Below are 25,490 nucleotides of genomic sequence, written 5' to 3'. Positions count from 1 at the left end.
CCGCCTGCCCCGGCATGGGGCAGGCAAGACGGGCCTGCCGGTGTAGCGCCGCAGGCCCGGGCTGGCGCGGGTGCCGCGGCGTGCTTCTTTCCTGGCACGGAGGCAACATGCAGACCAGCAACGTCCTCGTCATCGGTGGCGCCGGCTTCATCGGCAGCCATCTCGTCTCGCGCCTGGCCGGCGCCGCCTCGGCCTCGGGCGCGCCGCTGGAACCCGGCGCCAATCCCGATTCCCCCATCGCCCCGGACCGCATCGTGGTCGGCACGCGCAATGTCGAGCATGCGCAGCACCTGCTGCTGCTGCCGCGCGTCGAGGTGGTGGAGCTGGGCCTGGCCGACAATGCCGCGCTCGACGACGCGATCGGCTCGCTCGGCGTCGACGGCATCGTCGTCAACCTGGTGGGCGTACTGCACGGCGAGCGCGCCGATCCCTACGGCGAGGCCTTTGCCAGCGCGCATGTGGAACTGGTGCGGCAAATTGTGGCGTCATGCCTGTCCACGGGCGTGCGCCGGCTGTTGCATATGAGCGCGCTTGGCGCCGACAGCAATGGACCGTCGATGTACCTGCGCAGCAAGGGCGACGGCGAGCGCATCGTGCGCGCCAGCGGGCTCGACTGGACCATTTTCCGGCCCTCGGTGGTGTTCGGCCCTGACGACCATTTCCTCAACCTGTTCGCTCACATGCAGCAGCTGGCGCCGGTGGTGCCGCTGGCGTGCGCGCATGCGCGCTTCCAGCCGGTGTTCGTGCAGGACGTGGTGCAGGCCTACCTGAACGCCATGGTGAATCCGGCCACCATCGGCCATGGTTATGAGCTGGGCGGGCCGCAGGTCTATACGCTGGAGGAACTGGTGCGCTTTGCCGGGCGCGCCTCGGGCCATCCGCGCCCGGTGATCGCGCTGCCCGATGCGCTGGCGCGGGTGCAGGCCGCGGTCATGGAGCATATGCCGGGCGAGCCGCTGCTGTCGCGCGACAACCTGGATTCGATGCAGCTCGACAATGTGCTGGAGCGCCCGCTGGCGCCGGAGCTGAACCTGAACCCCGTGCATCTGGAGGCGGTGATGACCGACGCGCTGTCCGGGCGCAACCGCGATGCCGCGCTGACCCACATGCGCGCCAGCGTGCACCGCTGAGGCGCCATCTGAGGCCGCGGCCTATGTGACCGGATTTCATATCGGTTGCGAGCGCAATTCACTTTGACGCGGGCGGCCGCGCTGGCAAAATGACTGGTCCGGCGCGCGGCTGCCACGCCGTCCCGCGGGCTGCGGGGCGTGGCTTGCGGCCCGCGTCCGTGCCGTCTCTCCCCTCCGTTTCCTCCCCCAAGGACCTCACGATGAAGCTCGTCATCGGCAACAAGAACTATTCCTCCTGGTCGCTGCGTCCCTGGCTGCTGCTGCGCCAGGCCGGCATTGATTTCGAGGAAGTGCAGGTGCGCCTGTTCACCGGCAGCTTCGCGGCCGAGATCGCCCGCTACTCGCCCGCGGGCAAGGTGCCGGTGCTGGTCGACGGCGACGTCACCGTGTGGGATTCGCTGGCGATCTCCGAATACGTGGCCGAGCGCTTCCCCGACCAGCAGCTGTGGCCGGCCGACCCCGCCGAGCGCGCGGTGGCGCGCGCGATTTGCGCCGAGATGCATTCGGGCTTCGCCAACGTGCGCAACCAGTTGCCGATGAACGTGACCGCGGTGCTGCCCGGGCGCGGCTGGAACGTGGCGGTGCAGCGCGAGGTCGAGCGCATCGCCGCGATCTGGGACGGGCTGCGCAAGCAGCATGCGGCGCGCGGGCCGTTCCTGTTCGGTACCTTCACCGTCGCCGACGCGTTCTATGCGCCGGTGGTGAGCCGCTTCGCCACCTACGGCATCCACTTGCCGGACGACTGCGAAGACGCCAAGGCCTATGCCGACTTCATGCTGGCGCTGCCGGCGATGCAGCAATGGATTGCCGGCGCGCGCGAGGAACGCGACTTCCTCGCCGATGACGAGCCGTACCGGCTGGCCCCGGACCGTGCCGATGCGATAATCGTCACCCACTAGCAATTACGCCGGCACGGGGCCACTGCCCAGTGACCCCGTGCCAGCGCATGAAAAGGCCACAACCATGCAGGTGTACGCCGTGGGCGGCGCGATCCGTGACGAACTGCTGGGCAAGCCCAGCCAGGACCGCGACTACGTGGTCGTCGGCGCGACCCCGGCCGAGATGGAAGCCGCCGGCTATCGCCCGGTCGGCAAGGATTTCCCGGTGTTCCTGCATCCGCGCACGCAGGAGGAGTACGCGCTGGCCCGCACCGAGCGCAAGACCGCGATGGGCTACAAGGGCTTTGCCTTCTACTGCGAGCCCGACGTCACGCTCGAGGACGACCTGGTCCGGCGCGATCTGACCATCAACGCGATGGCGCGCGCGGTGGATGCCGACGGCAACCTGACCGGGCCCGTGATCGATCCGCACGGCGGCCAGCGCGACCTGGCCGCGCGGCTGTTCCGCCATGTCTCCGACGCCTTTGCCGAAGACCCGGTGCGCATCCTGCGGCTGGCGCGCTTTGCCGCGCGCTTCCACGACTTCAACGTCGCCGCCGAGACCATGCGCCTGATGCGCGAGATGGTCGCCGCGGGCGAGGTCGATGCGCTGGTGCCCGAGCGCGTGTGGCAGGAGCTGGCGCGCGGGCTGATGGAAGCGCGGCCGTCGCGCATGTTCGAGGTGCTGCGCGAATGCGGCGCGCTGGCGCGGCTGCTGCCCGAGCTCGAGCGGCTGTGGGGCGTGCCGCAGCGCGCCGACTTCCACCCCGAGGTCGATACCGGCGTGCACGTGATGATGGTGATCGACTGCGCCGTAGCGCTGGGCGCGCCGCTGCCGGTGCGCTTTGCCGCGCTGGTGCATGACCTGGGCAAGGGCACCACGCCCGCGGACGTGCTGCCGCGCCATGTCGGCCACGAGCTGCGCAGCGTCAAGCTGCTGGAGGAGGTCTGCGCGCGCTTGCGCGTGCCCAACGAATGCCGCGACCTCGCGCTGGTGGTGGCGCGCGAGCACGGCAACATCCACCGCTCGCTGGAGTTCAGCGCCGCCGCCGTGGTGCGGCTGCTGGAGCGCTGCGATGCGCTGCGCAAGCCCGCGCGCTTCGCCCAGGCGCTGCAGGCCTGCGAGGCCGACAAGCGCGGGCGCAAGGGTTTCAAGCACGACGCCTACCCGCAGGCCGCGCGCCTGCTGGCGGCGCGCGAGGCCGCGGCGTCGGTCGATGCGGGGGCCATCGCGCGCGCCTGCGCGGACGACGTGGCGCAGATCAAGGACCGGGTCCATGCCGCGCGGGTGGCGGCGGTGGCGCAGCGGCTCGGGGTGCAACCGGACGGCGCGTGAGCCGGCCCGGACAAGCTGCCTAAGACCTACAGCAGCTTGCCGATCACCAGCGCAATCAGCGAGATCAGGATCGTCGACGCGAACGGCAGCACGAACTCGCGCCCGAATACGCGGAAGCGCACGTCGCCGGGCAGCCGGCCCAGCCCGACCTTCTGCAGCCACGGCAGCGCCGCCGACAGGATGATCACGCTCAGGAAGATGGTTAGGGTCCAGCGCAGCATCGCGGCTCCGGTGCCGTTACAGGGCGTGGCAGCGGTCGCCGCGGGCAAAGCCGGCGAGCGGCTCGATGTCTTCCGGTCCGCGGTCGAGCCCGCGCGTGAGCGCGATCACCTTGAACAGTTCGCCCATCTCGGCCTCGGACAGCAGCTTCTGCACCGCATTGGCCTGCGGCAGGAAGGTGCGCGCGTCGGACGGGTCCAGCGTCATCAGCAGCTCGGTGATGCCGGCGTTCATCAGGAAGCGCGCCTGCGAGGCAAAGCCCGCCACGGTCAGCCCTGATTCCGCTGCAGCATGCGCGATGCCGCTGAAATTGACGTGCGCGGTGATGTCCTGCAGGCCTGGGTACAGGAACGGGTCCGGGTGCGCATGATGGCGGTAGTGGCACATCAGCGTGCCGCCGGCGCGCTGCGGGTGGTAGTACTCGCTCGCGGGGAAGCCGTAGTCGATGAAGAAGGCCGCGCCGCGCGCCAGCATGGCGCCGACCGCGCGCGTGAAGCCCTCGGCCTCGGCATGGGTCTCGGTGACGAGGTCGTGGTCGCCGGGGATGGTGCGCAGCGCCGCCGGCACGTCGGCATCGGCCAGCGGCCGGTCCTCGAAACGGAACGCGGGCGCGCCGCCATCGGCCTGGGGCGCGGCGCGCGCCACGCCGCGCTCATGCCAGCCGCCGTCGCGGCGCGCATACAGCTGCACCGGCATCGCATCCAGCACTTCATTGCCGACGATCACGCCTTCAAAGGTGGCCGGCAGCGTATCGAGCCAGGTGACGCGCTCGGCCAGGTGCGGCGCGCGCCGGGCCAGCGTGTCCTGCTGGCGCGCGCGCAGCTCGCCCGACAGTTCGACGATGGCGTAGGTGTCAGGCAACTGGCCTTCCTGTTCCAGCCCCAGCAGCAGGTCCGCCGCCAGCCGGCCGGTGCCGGCGCCGAATTCCAGCAGCCGCGGCATCCCCTGCGCCAGCAGCGGCGCGAACTGGCGCGCCAGCGTGCGGGCGAAGAACGGGCTGAGCTCGGGGGCGGTGATGAAGTCGCTGCCGTCGCGGGCATCGCGCCCGAACTTGGCCGAACCGCCGCTGTAATAGCCCAGGCCGGGCGCGTACAGCGCCAGCGCCATGTAGCGGTCGAAGCCGATCCAGCCGCCGGCCGCATCGATCGATTCGCCAATACGGGCCGTAAGGGTATCGGAAGCGGCCTGCGCGTCGGCGGGGGGAAGGGGTAAACTAGCGGCTTTCTGCATCCTGCGATTGTAGCAATGCCCGCATCCGATACCTCCGCCAGCCAACCCGCTGGCCAGCCCGCCGCCCGCGGCGTGGCCCTCGTGACCGGCGGCGCGCGCCGCCTGGGCCGCGCCATCGCGCTGGAACTGGCGGCGCAGGGCTGGGACGTGGCCGTGCACTGCCATCGCTCGGTCGACGAGGCCGAAGCGCTGGCGACGCAGATCCGCACGCTCGGCCGCCGCGCCGCGGTGCTGCGCGCCGACCTCGCCGACGAGGCCGCCACCAGCCGGCTGGTGGCCGACTGCACCGCCGCGCTGGGCGTGCCGACCTGCCTGGTCAACAACGCCTCGCTGTTCCAGTACGACGTCGCCACCAGCTTCTCGTATGCGTCGCTGGATACGCATATGCGCACCAACGTGGCCGCGCCGCTGCTGCTGGCGCGCGAACTGCACAAGGCGCTGGCCGCGGCCGCGGGCCCGGATGGCGCCAGCAAGGCCACCGAGAAGTCGGTCGAACCTCGCGGCGTGGTCATCAACCTGCTCGACCAGAAGCTCGACAACCTGAACCCGGATTTCCTGTCGTACACGCTCTCCAAGGCCGCGCTGCAGACCGCCACGGTGCAGCTGGCGCAGGCGCTGGCGCCGCGCCTGCGCGTGGTGGGGGTGGCCCCGGGCATCACGCTGGTGTCGGGCGAGCAGTCGGAGCAGAGCTTCCGCCGCGCGCATCGCGTGACGCCGCTGGGCCAGTCGTCCACGCCCGAGGACATCGCCCAGGCGGTGGCCTACCTGGCGCAGGCGCGCGCCGTGACCGGCACCACGCTGTACGTAGACGGCGGCCAGCACCTGATGCCGCTGGCGCGCGACGTGATGTTCCTGACCGAATGACCTGCATCATCGGCCGCGCCTGACCGGCGCGGCACCCCCGCCTTACACTGTCCTTTTCGTTTCCCGCCCATGACCATGCTCGCCGCCCTTTCCCACCCCAGCCTGCAGGACTGCCGACGCATGTTCCTGCGCAACTACGAAGTACAGATCAATATCGGCGTGCACGAATTCGAGAAGAAGGGCGAGCAGCGCGTGCTGATCAATATCGACCTGTTCGTGCCGCTGGAGGAATGCACGCCGCAGGCCGACAAGCTCGACGAAGTGGTCGACTACGACTTCATGCGCAACACCGTCGCCGCGCGCATGGCGCAGGGCCACGTGCACCTGCAGGAAACGCTGTGCGACGACGTCGCGCGCGCCATGCTGAAGCATCCCAAGGTGCGCGCGGTGCGCGTGTCGACCGAGAAGCCCGATGTGTACCCGGATTGCGATTCGGTCGGGGTCGAGGTGTTCCATATCAAGCAGGCCTGAGCGGTCCTGCCGACGCCCGCTGCAGCGCGCGGGCGCCTAAAGTAAAATGTTGCCCCTTCGCGCCGCGCCGGCCATTCCATCCGGCGGGCGCCACGCAACAGGATGCTCCATGAGCCACTCGAACAACTTCTATCGCCTCGAGACGAGGCTGCAATCGCAAACCGGCAAGGCCATCGGCGACTTCGGCATGATCGAGGACGGCGACACCGTGCTGGTCTGCATGAGTGGCGGCAAGGACTCGTACACCATGCTGTCGGTCCTGATGGCGCTGCAGAAGCGCGCGCCGATCAAGTTCAAGCTGATCGCGATGAACCTGGACCAGAAGCAGCCCGGCTTCCCGGAACACATCCTGCCCGAATACCTGAAGTCGGTCGGCGTGGAATATGTGATCGTCGAGGCGGACACCTACTCGATCGTCAAGGAGAAGGTGCCCGAGGGCAAGACCACCTGTTCGCTGTGCTCGCGCCTGCGCCGCGGCGTGATCTACCGCACTGCCAAGGAGCTGGGCGCCAACAAGATCGCGCTCGGCCATCACCGCGACGACATCGTCAACACCTTCTTCCTGAACATGTTCTTCGGCGGCAAGATGAAGGCGATGCCGCCCAAGCTGGCCACCGACGACGGCGCGCATATCGTGATCCGCCCGCTGGCGTATTGCTCGGAAAAGGACATCGCGTCGTACGCGCGCGCGATGGAATTCCCCATCATCCCGTGCAACCTGTGCGGCTCGCAGGAAAACCTGCAGCGCAAGAAGGTCAGCGAGATGCTGCAGGAGTGGGAGCGGCACAATCCGGGCCGTATCGACAACATCTTCGCGGCGCTGCGCAACGTGGTCCCGTCGCACCTGGCGGATACCGAGCTGTTCCCGTTCACCGGGCTGGCGACCGGCCTGGCCAAGGTCGACGAGGCCTCGCTGTTCGGTGAAACCACGTTCCAGCAACAGCCGCTGACGTTTGCCGGCAGCCTGGACCAAAACCGCATGGAGTTCGTGCGCTTCGAGCGCCCGCCCGCGGCGGAGCCGGCCGGCACGCAGTAAGTCCGGCGGCACCCGGATGGCAGAACGCCCGCTTGCGCGGGCGTTTTTTTGCCTCGGGGCGGGGCGGCTTCAGCTCGCCGCCGCCGACTGCACCGGTGGTTTCTCCTTCTCGCGCATCAGCGCATGCGTATCGTCGATCCACTTCTGGAAGCGATCTTGCGCGTGCGCCTTCTGTTGCGGCGTGGTCAGGTTGGCGATCGCCACCGTGAGCGCGATGCCGGCGCTGTTGCCGGCTTCGTGGCTGGCGGCGTGCCGGGCGGGCGGGTTCTGCCAGTATTCGCGGAAGCGGCGCAGCAGGTCGATCACCTGCGCCTTGGGCGGCTGCGTGGCCTGCACGAAGCGCACCATCTTGATCCATTCTTGCTGGCGCGCGACGCGCTCGGCATAGCGCGCCTCGGCGTTCTGCACCACCGGACCGACCTTGACGCGGATCTCCTTTTCCTGCTCGGGGGAGAAGCCGCCGTAGACCAGGCGCGCGTACTCCATCACCTTGTCGAAGCGCGCTTCCTCGCGCTCGGCCGGGTCCGCGTTGAGGAATTTCTTGCGGTATTTGGCGTTGCCCTCGGCAAACTTCTTTTCCATGCGCGCAATCTGGTCGGGCGTCAGCGTCAGCAGCAGGTCGGCCATGTCGGGCATGGCCTGTTCGAAGGAGCGGCGCGCCAGTTCCTGCGAGGCGTCCTGGAAGTGCGCGACCTTCGCCGGCGTGACCGGCTGGCGCACGTCGGCCTTGGCCTCCTGCAGCAGGCTGGCGATTTCGGGCAGCTGGGCCTTGCGGTGCCAGGCAAAGAAGCGCGCGATGGCCTCGCGCGTGAGCGGCTCCTGGGCCGCGCTGACGTCGACATAATTGTCGATCCACCAGTACGCCAGGCGGTCGCCCTGCTGGTAACCGAGCTTCATGGCGCTGCACGCGCACAGGGCCGCGGCGCCCAGAATCACCAAAATGCGGCGGGCCCAGCAATTGTGAAAATCGGAAACCTCGGTCGGTTGGGCAGAAAGCGCCATGTTAAAATCGCCGCGCATTGGAACCGGGCTCGCTCGCTGCCCGCCAGCCAAGTCGTGGCAAGGGTTTGCGGGAAGATGCGCAGGCCTGGCGGCAGGCTTTTGCCAGCCCCGGCGGCGCCCCTTGCCAAACACCGGGCCCAATATCCGGCCGGCGTTTTCCAGAATATTTTCGGACACACTCACTTAGGGATCTCCTTGTGAATATCGTCATTCTCGCCGCGGGCATGGGCAAGCGGATGTATTCCGATTTGCCCAAGGTCCTGCACCCGGTAGCCGGGCGACCCATGCTCGCGCACGTCCTGGATACGGCCCGTGCGCTGTCGCCGTCGCGGCTGGTGGTCGTGGTCGGCCACGGCGCCGCGCGCGTGCGCGAGGCGGTGGCCGCTGACGATGTCGCCTTCGCCGAGCAGGCCCAGCAACTGGGCACGGGCCATGCGGTGATGCAGGCACTTCCATTGTTGGACGACAACCAGCCTACGTTGGTTCTCTACGGTGACGTGCCGCTCACCAGCGCGGCGACGCTGCAGGCACTGGTGGCCGAGGCCGGCGCGCAGCGCTTTGGCGTGCTCACCGTGGAAATGCCCGATCCGACCGGCTATGGCCGCATCGTGCGCGACGCGGCGGGCAGCATCGTCCGCATCGTCGAGCAAAAGGACGCGAGCGAAGCCGAGAAGGCTATCCGCGAAATCAACACCGGCATCATCGTGTGCCCGACCGGCCACCTGCGCAAGTGGCTGTCGACGCTGCGCAACGACAATGCCCAGGGCGAGTACTACCTGACCGACACGGTCGAGCGCGCTGTCGCCGACGGCGTCGAGACGGTCTCGTCCCAGCCCGCCGCGGTGTGGGAAACGCTGGGTGTCAACAGCAAGCTGCAGCTGGCCGAGGTCGAGCGCATCCACCAGGGCAACCAGGCCCGGCGCCTGCTCGAGGCCGGCGTGACGCTGCTGGACCCGGCCCGCATCGACGTGCGCGGCGAGCTCACCTGCGGGCGCGATGTCACCATCGACATCGGCTGCGTGTTCGAGGGGCGCGTGCACCTCGAAGACGGCGTGCGCATCGGCGCCCATTGCGTGATCCGCAACAGCACCGTCGGCGCCGGCGCGCAACTGCATCCGTTCTGCCATATCGACGAGGCCAGGATCGGGCCCGCGGGCCGCATCGGGCCGTACGCGCGCCTGCGCCCCGGCACCGAGCTGGGCGAGGATGTGCATATCGGCAACTTCGTCGAGGTCAAGAATGCACAGGTGGCAGCACACAGCAAGGCCAACCACCTGGCTTATGTGGGCGACGCCACGGTGGGCTCGCGCGTCAATATTGGCGCGGGTACCATCACCTGCAACTATGACGGGGTGAACAAGCACCGCACCGTGATCGAGGACGATGTCTTCATCGGCTCCGATACGCAGCTGGTGGCGCCGGTGACGGTGCGCCGCGGCGCCACGCTGGGCGCCGGCACCACGCTCACCAAGGAGGCCCCGGCCGACAAGCTGACGCTGTCGCGGGCCAAGCAGCTGACCATCGACGCCTGGCAGCGTCCGGTCAAGCCGCCGAAGCAGTAGGCACCAGGGGCCGCCCCGGGCGGCCCGGGCACGCGCCGCCTGCACCAGGCGGCGCCACAGGATTCATACCGGCGTCAGCCTCAGGGCAGGCGCCAGCAAACGGGGGTTCAGCATGTGTGGCATCGTCGGCGCGGTTTCCACGCGCAACATCGTTCCGGTCCTGATCGAAGGGCTGCGCCGCCTGGAGTATCGCGGCTATGACTCGTGCGGCGTCGCCGTCGTGCGCGACGATGCGGTCGAGCGCGCGCGCACCGTGTCGCGCGTCGCCGACCTCGACGCGCAGACGCAGGCGTCCGGCCTGTCCGGCTTCACCGGCGTGGCGCATACGCGCTGGGCCACGCATGGCAAGCCCGACACCGTCAACGCCCACCCGCACCTGTCGGGCGAGACCATCGCGCTGGTGCACAACGGCATCATCGAGAACTACGAGCCGCTGCGAGAAGAGCTGCGCGCGGTCGGCTACGGCTTCGAGTCGCAGACCGATACCGAGGTGGTCGCCCACCTGATCCACCAGGCCTACAGCTATCCCAGCAGCGCCACCCGCGGCGACCTGTTCGCCTCGGTGCGCGCGGTCACCAAGCGCCTGCACGGCGCCTACGCCATCGCGGTGTTCGCCAAGGACCAGCCTGGCCGCGTGGTCGGCGCGCGCGCCGGCTCGCCGCTGGTGGTGGCGCTGGGCGAAAACGAGTCCTTCCTGGCGTCCGACGCGCTGGCCGTGGCCGGCACCGCCAACCGCATCATCTACCTGGAAGAGGGCGATGTGGTCGAGATCACGCTGGACGGCGTGACCATCCACGACGTCGATGACCACCCGGTCGAGCGCGAAGCGCGCCTGGTCGAAGCCCATGCCGCCTCGGTCGACCTGGGCCCGTACCGCCACTTCATGCAGAAGGAAATCTTCGAGCAGCCGCGCGCGCTGGGCGACACGCTCGAAGGTGTCGAAGGCCTGTCGCCGGATTTGTTCGGCGACAACGCGGCAGAGGTCTTCGCCGGCATCGATAGCGTGCTGATCCTGGCCTGCGGCACCAGCTACTATTCCGGCTGCACCGCCAAGTACTGGCTCGAAAGCATCGCCAGGATCCCGACCCAGGTCGAGGTCGCCAGCGAATACCGCTACCGCGACACCGTGCCCAACCCGCGCGCGCTGGTGGTGGTGATCTCGCAATCGGGCGAAACCGCCGACACCATGGCCGCGCTGCGCCATGCCCGCGCGCTGGGCCACGTCCATACGCTGGCGGTCTGCAACGTCGCCACCAGCGCCATGGTGCGCGAGACCGAACTGCGCTTCCTGACCCGCGCCGGCACCGAGATCGGCGTGGCTTCGACCAAGGCCTTCACCACGCAGCTGGCAGCGCTTTACATGCTGACGCTGTCGCTGGCCAAGACCCGCGGCCTGCTCACCGAAGAGGCCGAGGCCCAGGCCCTGACCAACCTGCGCCACTTGCCGGCCGCGCTGCACGGCGTGCTGGCGCTGGAGCCGCAGATCATCGCCTGGTCCGAAGACTTCGCTCGCCGCGAGAACGCACTGTTCCTCGGCCGCGGCCTGCATTACCCGATCGCGATGGAGGGGGCGCTCAAGCTCAAGGAAATCTCGTATATCCACGCCGAGGCCTATCCGGCGGGCGAGCTCAAGCACGGCCCGCTGGCGCTGGTCACCGAAGCCATGCCGGTGGTCACCGTCGCGCCCAACGACGCGCTGCTGGAGAAGCTCAAGTCCAACATCCAGGAAGTGCGCGCCCGCGGCGGCCGCCTGTACGTGTTTGCCGACAGCGATACGCAGATCCAGTCGTCCGACGGCATCCAGGTGATCCGCATGCCCGAGCACTACGGCGACCTCTCGCCGATCCTGCACGTGGTGCCGCTGCAGCTGCTGGCGTACCACACGGCGTGCGCGCGCGGCACCGACGTGGACAAGCCGCGCAACCTGGCGAAGTCGGTGACGGTGGAGTAAGGCGAGCGAAGCCGGCGCGACGCCGGCTGCCATCTGCCAGTTGCGAAGAGGCCCTGCGGGGCCTCTTTTCCATTGTGGCCTGGACTTGACTGGCGCTACGCCACCGACAGCAGGAACGCCCGCGCCATTTCCTGGTCCAGCCGGCGGTCTGACAGCGCGTAGATGCTTTCGCGGTTGATCAGCGCATACAGCAGCGTGCCGGCCAGCGCCTGGTGGGCGAAGCGGATGCGCAGTTCCAGCTCGGGCGACGGGCCGGCCGGGTGCAGCCGCGCCAGGCGCGAGGCCAGGTCGACGATGTACTGGCGATTGAGCTGCCGGATCGGGTCTTCGCCCGTGGTGGCGCGCACCACCAGCGAGGCGCGCAGCACGCCTTCATTGCGGCACGCCCAGATGCGGCTGTCGCGCGCCATGGTGCGCACCGCGTCCTCCAGCGACGTCGGTGCGTTATCGAGCTGTGCCAGGCGCGCCGCCATGGCGTTGCGCAGCTTAGCCAGCGCCAGCGCCTGCAGGGCCTTGAAATAGCTGTCCTTGCCGTCGAAGCGGCTGTAGAACGCGCCGGTGGTGACGCCGGCGCGGGCACAGATCTCCTGGATGGGCACCTGTTCCAGCGTGCGTTCGCGCAGCAGCCGGCGGCCGGCCTCGAGCAGCCGGTGGGTGGTGCGCAGCCCGCTGGAATAGCGCGGCGCGGCATAGCCGGCGTGGCCTTCCAGCGCGATCAGTTTTTCTTTCATGACGACCCCGATCGGTTGCGGAAGTGATTCCGCGTGCCCCTGTTTGTCCGTGTTTTTACTGATGTCATGAACTGTATCAGGCCACCATACTCGGCAAAAACATAATCAAGATTACTAATTCTGCGGTGCCGCGACCATGCGGGACTGCCCGGAGACCGATGCACCTATCCACGCCCCTCCACGCGGAAGCCGGCTTGCTGGCCGGCCTGCGCCGCGTCGTACGCCGCGAGTTGCCCGGCTTCGATGCCGAGGCCGGCATCACCGATCTGCGCCGCCTGTCCGGTGGCGCCAGCCAGGAGACGTGGTCGTTCACGCTGGCCGGGTCGCACGGGCCCGTTCCGATGATCCTGCGGCGCGATCCCGGCGCGGCGGCGCGGCCCGCGGCGACGGTGTCGGCGCTACAGGCAGGCATGGCGGCCGAGGCCGCGCTGCTGCGACTGGCCGGCGCGGCCGGGGTGCCGGTGCCGGTGGTGCGGGCGATGCTGGCGCCGCAGGACGGCATCGGCGCCGGCTTCGTGATGGACCGCATCGAAGGCGAGACGCTGGGCGGGCGCATCGTGCGCGAGCCGCGGCTGGCGCGGGCGCGCGAACGGCTGGCCTACCAGTGCGGGCAGGCCCTCGCCGCGATCCACGGCATCGACCGCGCCGCGCTGCCGCCGCTGCGCGAGAGCTGCGCCGCCGACGAAGTCGAGGGCTACCTGCGGCGCTATCGGGCGGCGGGCGAGCAGCGCCCGGTATTCGAGCTGGCCTTCCGCTGGCTGCGGCGCCATGCGCCGGCACCGGGGCGCGCCACGCTGGTCCATGGCGATTTCCGCAACGGCAACCTGATGGTCGACGAGACGGGCCTGCGCGCGGTGCTGGACTGGGAGCTGGCGCATGTGGGCGATCCGATGACCGACCTGGGCTGGCTGTGCGTGAATTCCTGGCGCTTCGGCCGCTCCGAGCTGCCGGTGGGCGGCTTCGGTACGCGCGCGCAGCTGTTTGCCGGCTATGCCGACGCGGGCGGCACGGTCGATGCCGGGCGCGTTCGCTTCTGGGAGATCTTTGGCGTGCTCAAGTGGGGCGTGGCCTGCCAGACCATGTCGCGCGCGCTGGACGGCGGCGGGCCGCGCAGCGTGGAACGCGCCGCGATCGGCCGGCGCAGTTCCGAAACCGAGATCGACCTGCTCGACCTGTTGCTGCCGCGCGAGCCTGCGTCGGCCGGCCCGGCCCCGGAGACTGAACATGCAAGACACCCCCCACGCCGCTGAACTGATCGACGCGGTGACCGCCTTCCTGCGTGACACCGTGATCCCAGGCTTGAGCGGCCGCGCGGCCTTCGATGCGCGCGTGGCCGCCAATGTGCTCGACATCGTCGCGCGCGAACTGCGCCTCGCGCCCGCGGCGCAGGCCGCGGAGCACGAGCGCCTGCGCGCGCTGCTGGGCGCCGACGGCACGCTCGCCGAACTGAACCGGCGCCTGTGCGAGGGCATCGCCAGCGGGCGCCTCGATGCCGCCACGCCCGGGCTTGCCGACCACCTGTGGGCGGTCACGCTGGCCAAGCTTGCCGTCGACCAGCCCGGGTACAGCAGCTATCGCCAGATTGTGGATCCTGAGGAGACGCTTCCATGAATTTCCAGCTGCCGGCCGAGCTGACGGCCTACCTGGCCGAGCTCGATGCCTTTATCGAGGCCGAGATCGCACCACTGCAGGCCGAGAGCGACAACCAGCGCTTCTTCGACCACCGCCGCGAATGGGCCCGCACCGACTTCGACAACCAGGGCCTGCCGCGCCCCGAATGGGAGGCGCTGCTGGCCGAAGCGCGCCGCCGCGCCGACCGCGCCGGGCACCTGCGCTTCGCGCTGCCTGCCGAGTACGGTGGCCGCGATGGCGGCAACCTGTGGATGGCCGTGATCCGTGAACACCTGGCGGCCAGGGGGCTGGGTTTGCACAACGACCTGCAGAACGAGCATTCGATCGTCGGCAACAAGCCTTTCGTGCTGGTGCTGCGCGATTTCGGCAGCGACGCGCAACGCGCCACGCTGATCCCGGGCATGCTGGACGAGACCGTCAAGCTGAGCTTCGGCCTGACCGAGCCAGAGCACGGTTCCGACGCTACCCACATGGCCACGCGCGCGCGCCCGGAGGCGCGCGGCGGGCGCGGCGGCTGGCGCATCGACGGCGAGAAGATGTGGACCACCGGCCTGCATACCGCCACGCACGTGGTGCTGTTCGCGCGCACCAGCGGCGAGGACGGCGATGCCCGGGGCATCACCGCGTTCCTGGTGCCGGCGCACAGCGCAGGCGTGCGCGTGGAAGAGTACCTGTGGACCTTCAACATGCCCACCGACCACCCGCGTGTGAGTTTCAGCGGGGTCTGGGTGCCGGACGACGCCGTGCTCGGGCAACCCGGCGCCGGTCTCGCCATTGCCCAGCATTTCGTGCACGAGAACCGCATCCGCCAGGCCGCCGCCAGCCTGGGCGCGGCCGACTACTGCATCCGCGAGAGCGTGAAGTACGCGCGCCAGCGCAAGCCCTTCGGGCAAGAGCTGGCGCGCAACCAGGGCATCCAGTTCCCGCTGGTGGAACTGGCCACGCGCGCCGAGATGCTGCGCGCCTTTATCCGCCAGACCGCCTGGCAAATGGACCAGATGCCCAAGCGCGAGGTGGAGAAACGCCTGTCGGACAAGGTCTCGATGTGCAACTACACCGCCAACCGCCTGTGCTGCGAGGCCGCCGACACCGCGATGCAGGTGCACGGCGGGCTCGGCTATTCGCGCCACAAGCCGTTCGAGCATATCTACCGTCACCACCGCCGTTACCGCATCACCGAGGGCTCGGACGAGATCCAGATGCGCAAGGTCGGCGCCTACCTGTTCGGCTATATCGGCGGCGACGGGCGCAACGGCGTCGGCACGGCGCATCAATGAATGAACCTCGATGCCTGCAGCGGCGGGCATCCCCTTACTTCCGGGAGGCACGCATGAATCCAACCTACCAGCCGCGCCGCGCGTGGCTGACCGCAGTGCTGTTGTTCTTCTTCCTGGTGGTCAACGCCATGGACAAGATGGTGGTGGGCCTGCTGGCCGCGCCGATGATGGCGGAGCTGGGGCTGACGCCGGCGCAGTTCGGCCTGGTCGGCAGCAGCTTCTTCTGGCTGTTTGCGGTGTCCGGCGTGCTGGGCGGCTTCCTCGCCAACCGCACGCCGACCTCGCGGCTGCTGATCCTGATGGCGCTGGCGTGGTCGCTGTGCCAGATCCCGATCGCGCTGTCGTCGAGCCTGGCGGTGCTGATCGTGTCGCGCGTGCTGCTGGGCTTCATGGAAGGGCCGGCCGCGCCGGTGGCGATCCACGCCTGCTACAAGTGGTTTCCGAACAACCGGCGCAACCTGCCGGTGGCGGTGCTGACGCAGGGAGCGGGCATCGGCATCGTGCTGGCCGGGCTGCTGATCCCTGCGGTGGCGGCGCACTGGGGCTGGCGCACCAACTTTTACCTGCTGGCGGTGCTGGGCGTGGTGTGGGCGGTGGTCTGGATCGCGCTCGGGCGCGAAGGCACGCTCGACGAACGCCCGGCCGGCCATGGTGCCGCGGGCGCCGCGGGCCCCGGCGCGCCGCAGCGGCTGCCGTATCGCGTGCTGCTGAGCGATCCCACCGTGCTCGGCTGCTTTGCCCTGCGGCTGGCGGCGTACTGGGGCCTGGCGCTGTGCCTGACCTGGATCCCGGCCTACCTGCAAAGCGGGCTGGGCTTCGACCATGCCGTCAGCGGCAAGCTGTTCGCGCTGATCGTCGGCACCAACCTGCCGCTGACGATCGCGATCGCGTGGTTCTCGGAACGCCTGCTGGCGCGCGGGGTGTCGTCGCGGGTGGCGCGCGGCCGGGTCTCGGCCGGCATGCTGCTGCTGGCGGGCGGCTTCTTCCTGTTGCTGCAATGGCCGGACACCACGCCGGCCATGCGCGTGGGGCTGCTGGTGCTGGCATGCGTGTGCGCGCCGGCGATTTATTCGCTCGGCCCGGCGATGCTGGCCGAAGTGGTGCCGGCCGGGCAGCGCGGCGCAGTGCTGGCGATCGATGCCTCGGTGTCGTCGGTGGCCGGTGTGCTGGCGCCGCTGGTGACGGGCGTGCTGGTGCAGAACGTGCCCGGCGCGCGCGGCTTTGAGCTGGGGCTGGCGCTGTGCGGCGCAATCATGGTGGTGGCGGCGCTGGCCGGGCTGTGCGTGGTCAACCCGGAGCGCTCGCGCCAGCGCCTGGCCGCGCGGCTGCCGACGGATGTCCAGGCCGGACAGCCCGCGGTGGCTGCGGGCTGAACGCCTCGCATCGCGCCGGGTCTACGGCGCCGGCCCGGCATCGGCGCCGGTCTGCGCCACCGCTTCATGCACCAGCGCCGCGAACACGCGCATGGCCGGCGACGGGGTGCGTCCGGCCAGCGTGACGATGCCATATTGCGCCTTCAGCGCGGTGGGTGGGTGCATCGGCAGGGCCACGGCCAGGCGCTGCGCGCACGCCTCGGCCATCATCGCCACCGGCACCAGCGCCACGGCATCGACGGCCAGCAGCAGCGCGCGCAGCGCATGCATGTCGTTGCAGGTGACGCTCATCAGCCCGGGCTCGTCCTCCGGCAGCGGGCCGCCGCCGCCGCTGGCCTCGTGCAGTGCCTGGCGGAAGTAGCGCACGATATGCGGCGGCAACCGGGTCCCGGCCACCGGGTAGCCACGCAGGTCGGCCAGCGTGACCCGGCGCTGCCGGGTCAGCGGATGGCCGCTGCGCACGAAGAATGCCGTTTCCAGTGCCGGCAGCCGGTCGATCTGCAGGTGTGCCAGTTCCGCCAGGCTGCGGCTTTCGCCGACAAAGATGTCGAGCTGCTCGGCTTCGAGCGAGCGCCGCATCGCGGGCGTGTCGGCGGTCTCGAGGTCGATGCGCAGCCGCGGATAGCGGCGCACCAGCGCCTCCAGCACCGGGTCCAGCAGGAACGAGGCCGCAAACGGCCCGAAGCCGGCGCGGATCGTGCCGACTTCCACGTCCTCCAGCAATTTCAGGTCGCGCCGCAGTTCGCGCTGCTCGCGCAGCATGCGGCGCGCGCGCGCCAGCGCCAGCATGCCGGCGGCGGTTGGGCGCACCTTGCCGTAGCTGCGGTCGATCAGCGTGCCCAGATCGGATTCCAGCGCCTGGATGCTGCGCGTCAGCGCCGGCTGCGACAGGTGCAGCGCGGCAGCGGCGCGCGCGAAGCTACCTTGCTCGACCAGCGTGACGAAGTGATGCAGTTGCCTCAAGCCCATGAATTAATCATTTATGCATCAAAAACTGAAAAATATTGCATTGGACGTAAGTTCTCAAGCCCACTAAGGTTGCCCTCCAAAACCAAAACCTATCTGGAGACAACATGAACCGACGCGCATGGCTGACGCTGGCCACCGGCGGCCTCGTCGCCGGGCTTTCGCTCGGTATGGCCTTGCCGGCCGCGGCCCAGGCCTATCCCGCCAAGCCCATCCGCATTGTCGTGCCCTATGTGGCCGGCGGCGGCACCGACACCATTGCCCGCGCCATGGGCGAAAAGCTCAGCAAGCGGCTCGGCCAGCCGGTGGTGGTCGACAACAAGGCCGGCGCATCCGGCATCATCGGCACCGATGCCGTAGCCAAGGCCGCGCCCGATGGCTACACGCTGCTGATGACGCTGACGCAGTCGGTGCTGACCAACCAGTTCCTGTTCCAGAAGCTGCCCTACGATCCGCGCAAGGACCTGACCATGATCAGTGTGCTGGCCGACGCGCAGCTGGTGCTGGTGACCCATCCGTCGGTGCCGGCGCGCACCGTGCGCGAGCTGGGCGACTACGCGCGCAGCCGGCCGGGCAAGCTGAGCTATGCCTCGTGGGGCGTGGGTTCGCTGTCGCATCTGAGCGGCGCCTACTACAGCAAGCTGGTGCACGGCCAGGCCACGCACGTGCCCTACAAGGGCGAGGCGCCGATGCTGCAGGACCTGCTCGGTGGGCAGGTGCAGTTTGGCTTCGCCAGCATCCTCACCGCCAAGCCCTATATCCAGAGCGGCAAGCTCAAGGCGCTGGCGGTGACCGGCGCGCAGCGCAGCAGCGCGCTGCCCGAGATGCCCACCTTCGCCGAGGCCGGCATGCAGGACAGCGCCTTCAAGACCGTCGGCTGGATCGGACTGGTGGCGCCGGTAGGCGTGCCGGCACCGATCCTGGCCCGGCTCGAGAGCGAAGTGCGCGCCATCCTGCAGACCCCCGAGATGCAGGAGCGCATGGTCACGCTGGGGCTGCGCACCGTGGGCAGTACACCGGCCGAGGCGCAGGCGCTCTATGCGCGCGACTGGCCAGTGCTGAAGACGCTGGTGGCGGATTCGGGCGCGAAGCTGGACTGAACTTCAACGATGGCAACGCCCATGGCGGGCGCCGCGGCAAACGCCGCGGCGCTCGCTTTTTATTGTCACGATGTCGAGCAGGGCGCTTATGAAAACCGAATAAAAACCATTGGCATTCGCATCCGCAAGCGAGGCTGGAAAATTGAAGAGCCATGCGGCAAGAACGCCGCGGCGCGGGCCCGGATTGCTTGATGTCCGCCTATGCGGAACTACCATGAAGTCACGGCGGCTGATTCGCCGTGGCGTTGCTGTGGTCGTGCCATCGCGACATCGCATGTCCCTGTCACAGGGGCATTGGGGGCTGCCATGAAGACTGACAAGAAGGTAATCCAGTTGCTGAACGCACAGCTGCGGCATGAGCTGACCGCCATCAACCAGTATTTCCTGCATGCCCGCATGTACCGGCACTGGGGCTTGCGCGCGCTGGGCAAGCATGAGTACGAGGAATCGATCGAGGAAATGAAGCACGCCGACAAGCTGATCGAGCGCATCCTGCTGCTCGACGGCTTGCCCAACCTGCAGGACCTCGACAAGCTGCTGGTCGGCGAGAACACCGAAGAGATGCTCGGCTGCGACCTGAAGCTGGAACTGGTGTCGCAGGCCAGCTGCAAGGACGCGATCAAGTATTTCGAATCGGTCAGCGATTATGTCTCGCGCCAGCTGGTGGTCGATATCCTCGAAGACACCGAGGAACATATCGACTGGCTCGAGGCGCAGCTGGAGCTGGTGCGCAAGGTCGGCTTGCAGAATTACATCCAGTCCGCCATGGGCGAGATCGAGGGCTGAGCCGGCGCGGCGCGCGGTCTCCTGCAAAGATTTCCATTTCCCGCTACACTGCGGCCCGCAGCACGTCGCGCCGCTCCGGCGCGATGTCAGCGGCGGGGTGGCAGAGTGGTTATGCAACGGCCTGCAAAGCCGTGTACGACGGTTCGATTCCGGATCCCCGCCTCCATATTCCGGCTCGGGCGCATTGCGCCCGGCGCACCTGCGCAGTCGCGCGCGAGCTCTCCGCTTTCTTTTTTCACACGCCTGTCATCGGCCAGCGTCATGACTGCGGCGGGCTGTGCCGCGCGCGCCCTGACCGGTATGCCGCAAAGGTTCCGGACACCCGTTTATCCCCAATGGATCAACGGCAGCGAATCGGGTAATGTTGCCCGACAGGCCCGTCGGCCTGCGTGCAACCCGTGCCGCCAGTTGGCGGCACCGCCATGTACGGGCTTCCATGGCGTTTCCCTTCGCGAGGCAGTGTGAAAAACAGAGGCTCCAGATGATGAAAGACCTGCGCATCCGCGCGGCCGTGCCGACCGACGCTCCCGCCGTGGGCGAGGTGCTGGAACGGTGTGGCCTGCCGCTGGACGGCGTGCCGCGGCTGCTCGAGCATTTCCACGTTGCCATCCTTGGCGCGCAGATCATCGGCTGCGCCGCCGGCGAGCGCTGCGGCGACACCGTGGTGATCCGTTCCGTGGCCGTGCTGCCCGAACACCGCGACCAGGGCGTGGCCACCCACGTGGTGCGTGCCGCGTTGATGCGGGCCCGCGCCAACGGCGCGCTGCGTGCGGTGCTGCTCGCTTCCAGCTGTCCGAGCTATTTCGCGCGCTACGGCTTTACGCTGGTGCCGGCCGCGAAGCTGCCGCCCGAAGTCATGGCATCGAGCGAATTCCACCGCGCCGCGGACACGCCGCCGCTGTGCATGTGGTGCGAGCTGAGCTGAGCTGATCCTCCGCAAGCCGAGGGCGGGTCGCTGCGCTCGCCTCAGCGCTCGCCTCAGTGGTCGTATCAGTGATCGCCGTCGCAGCGGCTGATTTCCACCGTCACGTGCACCAGTTCCTCGTGCACCGACAGCGCCTCGCGCACGCGCTGCGGTGTCAGCGCGCCGTCATGCGTGACCACGCAGACGATGCAGGCAAAGTGCTGCCGGCCCACGCGCCACACATGCAGGTCGGACACGCGCGTGCTTTCGTCGCCGTGATCGAGGCCGGCCAGCACCTCGCGCACCTCGTCGACCACCGGATGGTCCATCTCCCGGTCCAGCAGCACCGTGCCGCTCTGGCGCATCAGGCCGATGGCCCAGCGCCCGACCAGCACCGCGCCCACCAGCCCCATCACCGGGTCCAGCCACGACCAGCCCAGCCACCAGCCGCCGGCGAGCGCGACGATCGCCAGCACTGAGGTCGCGGCATCGGCCAGCACGTGCACATAGGCGGCGCGCAGGTTGAGGTCATGGTGGTGATGGTGGTGATCGTGGCCGTGATGGTGACCGTGGTCATGCCCATGCTCACGCCCATGCGCATGGCCGCCGAGGATCAGCGCGCAGCCGAGGTTGACCAGCAGCCCGAGCGCGGTCACGCCCATTGCTTCGCGATAGTGGATGGCCTGCGGCGTGAACAGCCGCTCGACCGAGCCCGCCGCCATCAGCGCGGCAATGCCCAGCAGGAACACCGCGCTGGCAAAGCCCGCCAGCACTTCGATCTTCCAGGTGCCGAAGGCAAAGCGCCAGTCGCCGGCGTAGCGCCGCGCGGCGGCGTAGGCGAAGGCCGACAGGCCGATCGCCAGCGCGTGCGAGCTCATGTGCCAGCCATCGGCCAGCAGTGCCATCGAGTTGAACCACAGCCCGGCGGCGATCTCCGCCACCATGGTGATGGCGGTGATCACCATGACCAGGCGCGTGCCGCGTTCGGCGGCGCGGTTGCCCGCGTCGAAGGCGTGGCTGTGGGTCCAGGCGGACAGGTCTTGGGTATGCATGGGGAATACGTGCGTTGCGCTTGAAACTGGTGAATCGTCTGGCACGGGGCCGGGCAGGCCCAAGGGTAGCAGAGACCCGTGCGCGTGCCGTGGCATCCCCTACGGCATCATGGGCGGGCTTGGTTTGTGTCAGGGAACGACGGACGGTATTGCACGCGTGTGCGTTATACACAACAACATGACCGCGATAGTCGTAAGGAATCTTTTCTTTCGCTTACATACATTCATGAATGGATGTATGATTCGGCGAAAATTCACGTCCCCGTCATATCTTTGTTGACCGTACCGAGATGAGCTATCGCTTTATTGTCACCTGTCTTGCCGCCTGGGTAGGCGTTTGCGCCACCGCCGGCTGGCTGGTCGAGCGTCTCTGGAGCTGAGCGCCGGCCACGCCGCCTTCCTCCACCTCAAGCCGCCTGCCGCGCCTGCGCCAGGCTGTCAAAGAACTGCCACAACTGTGGCGCATCGCCGGTGGCCACGTTGAAGCGGATCCATGGCGAATCGGTTTCGTCCGGCTCGAAATACGATCCCGGCGCCAGCCAGATGCCATGCTCCAGCGCCATCGTGGCAAGCCGGTTGCCGAGCAGCGGTCCGCCGCGCCGGCTGGCCAGCCAGCGCGCCTGCACCGCCTCGTTCAGGCGCGCCCATGCGAACATCCCGCCTTCCGGGCGCAGCAGCACCTCGAGCCCGTGCGCTTCCATCTTTTCGGTGACGCGGTCCTGCTGCGCGCGCAGCCGCTCGGACAATGCCGCCACATGGCGGCCGTAATGGCCGCTGGTCAGCACCGAATACACCAGCCGCTCCGTCACCTCCGATGAGGTCAGGCCCACCGCCATCTTGGTGCGCGCGAAGGCCTTGGCCAGGTCCGGGCTGGCCGCCAGGTAGCCGACCCGCAGCGACGGCGTGATGGTCTTGGAAAAGCCGTTGACATAGACCACCTGCGACAGTCCGTCCATGGCCGCCAGCATCGGCGAGCCCGCCGGCGCCAGCTCGCGGTAGATATCGTCCTCGACCACCAGCAGCCGGTGCTGCTCGGCCAGTTGCAGCACGCGGAAGGCGTTCATGCTGGTCAGGCTGGCGCCGGTCGGGTTCTGCAGCACCGTGTTGATGAACAGTGCGCGCGGGGCGTGGGCGCGCAGCGCGTCCTCGAGCGCGTCGGTGTCCAGCCCCGCCGCCGTGCGCGGCACCCCGACCACGCGCAGCCCGGCCAGCCGCAGGATCTGCAGCAGGTTGCAGTAGCAGGGCGACTCCACCAGCACGGTATCGCCGGCGCGCAGCAGCGTGCGCACCACCAGGTCCAGCGCCTGCGTCGCGCCCTGGGTCAGCACCACCTGCTGCGCCTGCAGCGGGATGCCGTACTGGCCCAGGCCCGCGGCAATGTGCTCGCGCAGCGGCGCAAAGCCATACGGATGGCCGTAGCCCGACAGCTGCGCCGCCGGCACGCGCGCCGACGCACGCATGGCCTGGTGCAGGCCTTCCTCGTTGAGCCAGTCCCCCGGCAGCCAGCCGGCGCCGGCCTTGATCGGCACCGAATGATCGGCAAACACGTCCGACAGCAGCCAGGCAGCGTTCAGTCCCGGCGCCTCCCATTGCGGCGCACGCGCATGCCCGGCCGGTGCATGGCGGTGCGCCACGGTATAGCCCGCACCGGGCCGCGCGGCCAGGTAGCCGAGCGCGGTCAGCCGTCCGTACGCCTCGGCCACGGTGAAGGTGCTGACATGGTGATGCTGGGCAAAGCGCCGCACCGACGGCAGCGCCGCGCCGGCGCGCAGCGCGCGCTGCTCGACCAGCGCGGCGATGCCGGCGACGATCTGCTCGGTCAGGGTGTCGCCGTCGCGGCGGCTGCGGGTCAGGTTCAGGGTCAGCATCGGGCACTCGGGCGGGCGGGGACCTGTACAGTTTAGCGGCTGGCGGCACGGTCGCGGCCGGTGGCGCTCCATCCCGCGAAAATTGCCGCGGTGCAACGTGGCATGCCATGCGGCGGCAGGGGCGGGGCACGGCCGAAGCGACCCGGAGCGGCAGCGCAGGGCCGCTTGCCTGTACGGTTTGGCGTGGTCAAACTGTACGGTAAGGCGCGGTTGTCCGAACTGTATATTTTGTCGGCCAGCCGCCGCCGGTAGAGTGGCCTTCATCGCCGCCGCTGCCCCCAGCGCGGCGCCGCCCACCGACCCGATTCCCCCAGGAGAACGTATGGACGCCGCCAAGACCGTGATTCCCGATCTCGATGCGCTGTGGATGCCCTTTACCGCCAACCGCCAGTACAAGGCGGCGCCGCGCCTGCTGGCGTCGGCCAGCGGCATGTACTACACCACCCACGACGGCCGCCAGATCCTGGACGGTTGCGCCGGCCTGTGGTGCGTGGCCGCCGGCCACTGCCGCAAGGAAATCGCCGAGGCGGTGGCACGCCAGGCGGCCACGCTGGACTATGCGCCGCCGTTCCAGATGGGCCATCCGCTGTCGTTCGAGGCCGCCACCAAGGTGGCGGCGATCATGCCGCAGGGGCTGGACCGCATCTTCTTCACCAACTCCGGCTCGGAGGCGGTCGACACCGCGCTGAAGATCGCGCTGGCGTACCACCGCGCGCGTGGCGAAGGCCAGCGCACGCGCTTTATCGGCCGCGAGCGCGGCTACCACGGCGTCGGCTTCGGCGGCATGGCGGTGGGCGGCATCGGGCCGAACCGCAAGGCCTTCTCGGCCAACCTGATGCCGGGCACCGACCACCTGCCGGCCACCTTCAACCTCGCCGAGGCCGCCTTCTCCAAGGGCCAGCCGCAATGGGGCGCGCATCTGGCCGACGAGCTCGAGCGCATCCTGGCGCTGCATGACCCGGCCAACGTCGCCGCGGTGATCGTCGAGCCGCTGGCGGGCTCCGCCGGCGTACTGGTGCCGCCGGTCGGCTACCTGGAAAAGCTGCGCGAGATCACCAGCCGCCACGGCATCCTGCTGATCTTCGACGAGGTCATCACCGCCTTCGGCCGCCTCGGCGCTGCCACCGCGGCGGAGCGCTTCAAGGTGACGCCGGACCTGATCACCATGGCCAAGGCGATCAACAACGCCGCGGTGCCGATGGGCGCCGTCGCCGTGCGCCGCGAAGTGCATGACGCCGTGGTCAATTCGGCCGCGCCGGGCACGATCGAGCTGCTGCACGGCTATACCTACTCGGGCCATCCGGTTGCCGCCGCGGCGACCATCGCCACGCTCGACCTGTACCAGCGCGAGAACCTGTTCGGTCGCGCCGCCGAACTGGCGCCGGTATTCGAAGCCGCGGCGCATGGCGTGCGCGGCGCGCCGCACGTGAAGGACATCCGCAACTACGGGCTGGTGGCCGGCATCGAGCTGGAATCGCGTCCGGGCCAGCCGGGCGCGCGCGCCTACGAGGCCTTCCTCAAGTGCCTGGAGCTGGGCGTGCTGGTGCGCTACACCGGCGACATCCTGGCGTTCTCGCCGCCGCTGATCATCTCCGAAGCGCAGATCGGCGAGCTGTTCGATACGGTGAAGAAGGCGCTGCAGGACATCAAGTAAGGGACATCGAGCTAGCGGCCCGCGCCGCCTCCCATTGCCGCCGGGCCCGCGGGCCCGGCCTCCCTGATTGCACGCCGTGGCGCGCCATGCGCGCGCCACGGCCATCGAAGGAAATCCCAAGTGAGCATCGCAGAAAACCGGCAACTGGCCGAAGTCCATCATTTCATCGGCGGCACCGTGCGCCGCGCCGGCGGCCAGCGCCAGGCGGATGTGTTCAACCCCGCCACGGGCGAAGTCTCGGCGCGCGTCGCGCTCGGCACTACGCAGGATGTAGCCGATGCCGTGGCCGCCGCCAAGGCCGCCTTTCCCGCATGGGCCGACACCCCGCCGCTGCGCCGCGCGCGCATCCTGTTCAAGTTCAAGGAACTGCTGGACCAGCACCACGACGACCTCGCCGCGCTGATCACGCGCGAGCACGGCAAGGTATTTTCGGACGCGAAGGGCGAGGTCACGCGCGGCATCGAGGTG

The 25,490-nt window shown here is 69.0% G+C and carries 25 protein-coding genes and 1 tRNA gene; 19 read left to right on the top strand and 7 right to left on the bottom strand.

Annotated elements, in window-relative coordinates; genetic code table 11:
• Nucleotides 1-107 precede the first annotated feature (107 nt).
• The 3 genes from MKD38_RS25580 to MKD38_RS25570 all read left to right on the top strand — a co-directional run bounded on the left by MKD38_RS25580 (nucleotide 108) and on the right by MKD38_RS25570 (nucleotide 3,344).
• Nucleotides 108-1,130 carry a complex I NDUFA9 subunit family protein gene (locus MKD38_RS25580; protein WP_252681363.1) on the top strand — a complete coding sequence of 341 codons (1,023 nt, stop codon included), beginning with the start codon at nucleotides 108-110 and terminating at the stop codon, nucleotides 1,128-1,130.
• A gap of 200 nt (nucleotides 1,131-1,330) precedes the next feature.
• Nucleotides 1,331-2,029, top strand: a complete 699-nt coding sequence (locus MKD38_RS25575; RefSeq protein WP_252681361.1) for a glutathione S-transferase family protein — start codon at nucleotides 1,331-1,333, stop codon at nucleotides 2,027-2,029.
• 64 nt (nucleotides 2,030-2,093) lie between these two features.
• Nucleotides 2,094-3,344, top strand: coding sequence for a multifunctional CCA addition/repair protein (locus MKD38_RS25570; RefSeq protein WP_252681359.1), 1,251 nt, complete (start codon nucleotides 2,094-2,096; stop codon nucleotides 3,342-3,344).
• Nucleotides 3,345-3,370: 26 nt separating this feature from the next.
• On the opposite strand, the gene MKD38_RS25565 is transcribed toward MKD38_RS25570, so the two are convergent.
• On the bottom strand, nucleotides 3,371-3,565 hold the full coding sequence (locus MKD38_RS25565; RefSeq protein WP_012351539.1) for a DUF2905 domain-containing protein: 195 nt from the start codon (nucleotides 3,563-3,565) through the stop codon (nucleotides 3,371-3,373).
• A gap of 16 nt (nucleotides 3,566-3,581) precedes the next feature.
• On the bottom strand, nucleotides 3,582-4,793 hold the full coding sequence (locus MKD38_RS25560) for a class I SAM-dependent methyltransferase (RefSeq protein ID WP_252681357.1): 1,212 nt from the start codon (nucleotides 4,791-4,793) through the stop codon (nucleotides 3,582-3,584).
• Nucleotides 4,794-4,808: 15 nt separating this feature from the next.
• On the opposite strand from MKD38_RS25560, the gene MKD38_RS25555 reads away from it, so the two are divergent.
• The 3 genes from MKD38_RS25555 (at nucleotide 4,809) to ttcA (ending at nucleotide 7,164) form a co-directional block, all read left to right on the top strand.
• The gene (locus MKD38_RS25555; protein WP_252681355.1) at nucleotides 4,809-5,657 is read left to right on the top strand and encodes an SDR family oxidoreductase; all 849 of its coding nucleotides are present in this window, start codon (nucleotides 4,809-4,811) and stop codon (nucleotides 5,655-5,657) included.
• A gap of 69 nt (nucleotides 5,658-5,726) precedes the next feature.
• Nucleotides 5,727-6,128 (top strand): dihydroneopterin aldolase, encoded by a 402-nt coding sequence (locus MKD38_RS25550; RefSeq protein WP_082818824.1) that lies wholly within the window; start codon nucleotides 5,727-5,729, stop codon nucleotides 6,126-6,128.
• A 109-nt stretch (nucleotides 6,129-6,237) separates the two neighbouring features.
• A complete protein-coding gene (ttcA, locus tag MKD38_RS25545; protein ID WP_252681353.1) occupies nucleotides 6,238-7,164 on the top strand; it encodes a tRNA 2-thiocytidine(32) synthetase TtcA in 927 nt (308 codons plus the stop codon).
• Nucleotides 7,165-7,233: 69 nt separating this feature from the next.
• On the opposite strand, the gene MKD38_RS25540 is transcribed toward ttcA, so the two are convergent.
• Nucleotides 7,234-8,061, bottom strand: coding sequence for a DUF6279 family lipoprotein (locus tag MKD38_RS25540; protein WP_252681351.1), 828 nt, complete (start codon nucleotides 8,059-8,061; stop codon nucleotides 7,234-7,236).
• A gap of 302 nt (nucleotides 8,062-8,363) precedes the next feature.
• Between MKD38_RS25540 and glmU the strand changes: the two genes are divergently transcribed.
• Both glmU and glmS read left to right on the top strand, forming a co-directional pair.
• Nucleotides 8,364-9,728, top strand: coding sequence for a bifunctional UDP-N-acetylglucosamine diphosphorylase/glucosamine-1-phosphate N-acetyltransferase GlmU (glmU, locus tag MKD38_RS25535; protein WP_252681349.1), 1,365 nt, complete (start codon nucleotides 8,364-8,366; stop codon nucleotides 9,726-9,728).
• A gap of 112 nt (nucleotides 9,729-9,840) precedes the next feature.
• Complete coding sequence (glmS, locus tag MKD38_RS25530; RefSeq protein WP_252681346.1) at nucleotides 9,841-11,679, top strand: glutamine--fructose-6-phosphate transaminase (isomerizing); 1,839 nt, start codon at nucleotides 9,841-9,843, stop codon at nucleotides 11,677-11,679.
• Nucleotides 11,680-11,774: 95 nt separating this feature from the next.
• On the opposite strand, the gene MKD38_RS25525 is transcribed toward glmS, so the two are convergent.
• Nucleotides 11,775-12,410 (bottom strand): TetR/AcrR family transcriptional regulator, encoded by a 636-nt coding sequence (locus MKD38_RS25525; protein WP_252681343.1) that lies wholly within the window; start codon nucleotides 12,408-12,410, stop codon nucleotides 11,775-11,777.
• Between the two features lie 158 nt (nucleotides 12,411-12,568).
• On the opposite strand from MKD38_RS25525, the gene MKD38_RS25520 reads away from it, so the two are divergent.
• From MKD38_RS25520 to MKD38_RS25505, 4 genes are read left to right on the top strand one after another with little or no spacing between them, the layout of a single operon-like run.
• Entirely contained in the window at nucleotides 12,569-13,660 is a 1,092-nt protein-coding gene (locus MKD38_RS25520) for a phosphotransferase family protein (protein WP_252681340.1), read from the top strand.
• On the top strand, nucleotides 13,635-14,021 hold the full coding sequence (locus MKD38_RS25515; protein ID WP_252681338.1) for a DUF6285 domain-containing protein: 387 nt from the start codon (nucleotides 13,635-13,637) through the stop codon (nucleotides 14,019-14,021). The genes MKD38_RS25520 and MKD38_RS25515 overlap by 26 nt, the downstream gene beginning before the upstream one ends.
• Nucleotides 14,018-15,319: an acyl-CoA dehydrogenase family protein gene (locus tag MKD38_RS25510; RefSeq protein WP_252681335.1), complete on the top strand. Its 1,302-nt coding sequence runs from the start codon at nucleotides 14,018-14,020 to the stop codon at nucleotides 15,317-15,319. Before MKD38_RS25515 ends, MKD38_RS25510 begins: the two co-directional genes overlap by 4 nt.
• Before the next feature lie 53 nt (nucleotides 15,320-15,372).
• Nucleotides 15,373-16,692 (top strand): MFS transporter, encoded by a 1,320-nt coding sequence (locus MKD38_RS25505; protein ID WP_252681332.1) that lies wholly within the window; start codon nucleotides 15,373-15,375, stop codon nucleotides 16,690-16,692.
• Nucleotides 16,693-16,713: 21 nt separating this feature from the next.
• On the opposite strand, the gene MKD38_RS25500 is transcribed toward MKD38_RS25505, so the two are convergent.
• Nucleotides 16,714-17,661 (bottom strand): LysR family transcriptional regulator, encoded by a 948-nt coding sequence (locus MKD38_RS25500; RefSeq protein ID WP_252681330.1) that lies wholly within the window; start codon nucleotides 17,659-17,661, stop codon nucleotides 16,714-16,716.
• Nucleotides 17,662-17,765: 104 nt separating this feature from the next.
• Here MKD38_RS25500 and MKD38_RS25495 point away from each other — a divergent pair, with 104 nt between their 5' ends.
• The 5 genes from MKD38_RS25495 to MKD38_RS25475 all read left to right on the top strand — a co-directional run bounded on the left by MKD38_RS25495 (nucleotide 17,766) and on the right by MKD38_RS25475 (nucleotide 20,469).
• The gene (locus MKD38_RS25495; protein WP_252681327.1) at nucleotides 17,766-18,758 is read left to right on the top strand and encodes a Bug family tripartite tricarboxylate transporter substrate binding protein; all 993 of its coding nucleotides are present in this window, start codon (nucleotides 17,766-17,768) and stop codon (nucleotides 18,756-18,758) included.
• A gap of 9 nt (nucleotides 18,759-18,767) precedes the next feature.
• A complete protein-coding gene (locus MKD38_RS25490; RefSeq protein WP_252681324.1) occupies nucleotides 18,768-18,950 on the top strand; it encodes a hypothetical protein in 183 nt (60 codons plus the stop codon).
• A 114-nt stretch (nucleotides 18,951-19,064) separates the two neighbouring features.
• Nucleotides 19,065-19,544, top strand: a complete 480-nt coding sequence (gene bfr, locus MKD38_RS25485; protein WP_252681321.1) for a bacterioferritin — start codon at nucleotides 19,065-19,067, stop codon at nucleotides 19,542-19,544.
• A 91-nt stretch (nucleotides 19,545-19,635) separates the two neighbouring features.
• A tRNA-Cys gene (locus MKD38_RS25480) sits at nucleotides 19,636-19,710 on the top strand.
• A gap of 315 nt (nucleotides 19,711-20,025) precedes the next feature.
• Nucleotides 20,026-20,469 carry a GNAT family N-acetyltransferase gene (locus MKD38_RS25475; protein WP_252681320.1) on the top strand — a complete coding sequence of 148 codons (444 nt, stop codon included), beginning with the start codon at nucleotides 20,026-20,028 and terminating at the stop codon, nucleotides 20,467-20,469.
• Between the two features lie 65 nt (nucleotides 20,470-20,534).
• Here the strand turns inward: MKD38_RS25475 and dmeF are convergent, their stop codons facing one another.
• Together dmeF and MKD38_RS25465 are read right to left on the bottom strand one after the other, a co-directional pair.
• Nucleotides 20,535-21,500 (bottom strand): CDF family Co(II)/Ni(II) efflux transporter DmeF, encoded by a 966-nt coding sequence (gene dmeF, locus MKD38_RS25470; protein ID WP_252681318.1) that lies wholly within the window; start codon nucleotides 21,498-21,500, stop codon nucleotides 20,535-20,537.
• Between the two features lie 407 nt (nucleotides 21,501-21,907).
• Complete coding sequence (locus tag MKD38_RS25465; RefSeq protein ID WP_252681316.1) at nucleotides 21,908-23,368, bottom strand: aminotransferase-like domain-containing protein; 1,461 nt, start codon at nucleotides 23,366-23,368, stop codon at nucleotides 21,908-21,910.
• 322 nt (nucleotides 23,369-23,690) lie between these two features.
• Between MKD38_RS25465 and aptA the strand changes: the two genes are divergently transcribed.
• The gene (gene aptA / locus MKD38_RS25460; RefSeq protein WP_252681314.1) at nucleotides 23,691-25,022 is read left to right on the top strand and encodes an omega-aminotransferase AptA; all 1,332 of its coding nucleotides are present in this window, start codon (nucleotides 23,691-23,693) and stop codon (nucleotides 25,020-25,022) included.
• Nucleotides 25,023-25,142: 120 nt separating this feature from the next.
• On the top strand, nucleotides 25,143-25,490 hold a 348-nt coding region (locus tag MKD38_RS25455), incomplete at its 3' end, for an aldehyde dehydrogenase family protein (protein ID WP_371925749.1).

This window comes from Cupriavidus sp. WGlv3, assembly GCF_023952475.1.
Classification (GTDB): domain Bacteria; phylum Pseudomonadota; class Gammaproteobacteria; order Burkholderiales; family Burkholderiaceae; genus Cupriavidus; species Cupriavidus phytorum.
The sequence above is the reverse complement of the archived record's forward strand: the minus strand, read 5'-3'. Positions and strand labels throughout refer to the sequence as shown.

Coding starts and splice junctions, on each gene's coding strand:
- MKD38_RS25580 (WP_252681363.1), top strand. CDS start 108: ATGCAGACCAGCAACGTCCTCGTCATCGGTGGCGCCGGCTTCATCGGC.
- MKD38_RS25575 (WP_252681361.1), top strand. CDS start 1,331: ATGAAGCTCGTCATCGGCAACAAGAACTATTCCTCCTGGTCGCTGCGT.
- MKD38_RS25570 (WP_252681359.1), top strand. CDS start 2,094: ATGCAGGTGTACGCCGTGGGCGGCGCGATCCGTGACGAACTGCTGGGC.
- MKD38_RS25565 (WP_012351539.1), bottom strand. CDS start 3,565: ATGCTGCGCTGGACCCTAACCATCTTCCTGAGCGTGATCATCCTGTCG.
- MKD38_RS25560 (WP_252681357.1), bottom strand. CDS start 4,793: ATGCAGAAAGCCGCTAGTTTACCCCTTCCCCCCGCCGACGCGCAGGCC.
- MKD38_RS25555 (WP_252681355.1), top strand. CDS start 4,809: ATGCCCGCATCCGATACCTCCGCCAGCCAACCCGCTGGCCAGCCCGCC.
- MKD38_RS25550 (WP_082818824.1), top strand. CDS start 5,727: ATGACCATGCTCGCCGCCCTTTCCCACCCCAGCCTGCAGGACTGCCGA.
- ttcA (WP_252681353.1), top strand. CDS start 6,238: ATGAGCCACTCGAACAACTTCTATCGCCTCGAGACGAGGCTGCAATCG.
- MKD38_RS25540 (WP_252681351.1), bottom strand. CDS start 8,061: ATGAAGCTCGGTTACCAGCAGGGCGACCGCCTGGCGTACTGGTGGATC.
- glmS (WP_252681346.1), top strand. CDS start 9,841: ATGTGTGGCATCGTCGGCGCGGTTTCCACGCGCAACATCGTTCCGGTC.
- MKD38_RS25525 (WP_252681343.1), bottom strand. CDS start 12,410: ATGAAAGAAAAACTGATCGCGCTGGAAGGCCACGCCGGCTATGCCGCG.
- MKD38_RS25520 (WP_252681340.1), top strand. CDS start 12,569: ATGCACCTATCCACGCCCCTCCACGCGGAAGCCGGCTTGCTGGCCGGC.
- MKD38_RS25515 (WP_252681338.1), top strand. CDS start 13,635: ATGCAAGACACCCCCCACGCCGCTGAACTGATCGACGCGGTGACCGCC.
- MKD38_RS25510 (WP_252681335.1), top strand. CDS start 14,018: ATGAATTTCCAGCTGCCGGCCGAGCTGACGGCCTACCTGGCCGAGCTC.
- MKD38_RS25505 (WP_252681332.1), top strand. CDS start 15,373: ATGAATCCAACCTACCAGCCGCGCCGCGCGTGGCTGACCGCAGTGCTG.
- MKD38_RS25500 (WP_252681330.1), bottom strand. CDS start 17,661: ATGGGCTTGAGGCAACTGCATCACTTCGTCACGCTGGTCGAGCAAGGT.
- MKD38_RS25495 (WP_252681327.1), top strand. CDS start 17,766: ATGAACCGACGCGCATGGCTGACGCTGGCCACCGGCGGCCTCGTCGCC.
- MKD38_RS25490 (WP_252681324.1), top strand. CDS start 18,768: ATGGCAACGCCCATGGCGGGCGCCGCGGCAAACGCCGCGGCGCTCGCT.
- bfr (WP_252681321.1), top strand. CDS start 19,065: ATGAAGACTGACAAGAAGGTAATCCAGTTGCTGAACGCACAGCTGCGG.
- MKD38_RS25475 (WP_252681320.1), top strand. CDS start 20,026: ATGATGAAAGACCTGCGCATCCGCGCGGCCGTGCCGACCGACGCTCCC.
- dmeF (WP_252681318.1), bottom strand. CDS start 21,500: ATGCATACCCAAGACCTGTCCGCCTGGACCCACAGCCACGCCTTCGAC.
- MKD38_RS25465 (WP_252681316.1), bottom strand. CDS start 23,368: ATGCTGACCCTGAACCTGACCCGCAGCCGCCGCGACGGCGACACCCTG.
- aptA (WP_252681314.1), top strand. CDS start 23,691: ATGGACGCCGCCAAGACCGTGATTCCCGATCTCGATGCGCTGTGGATG.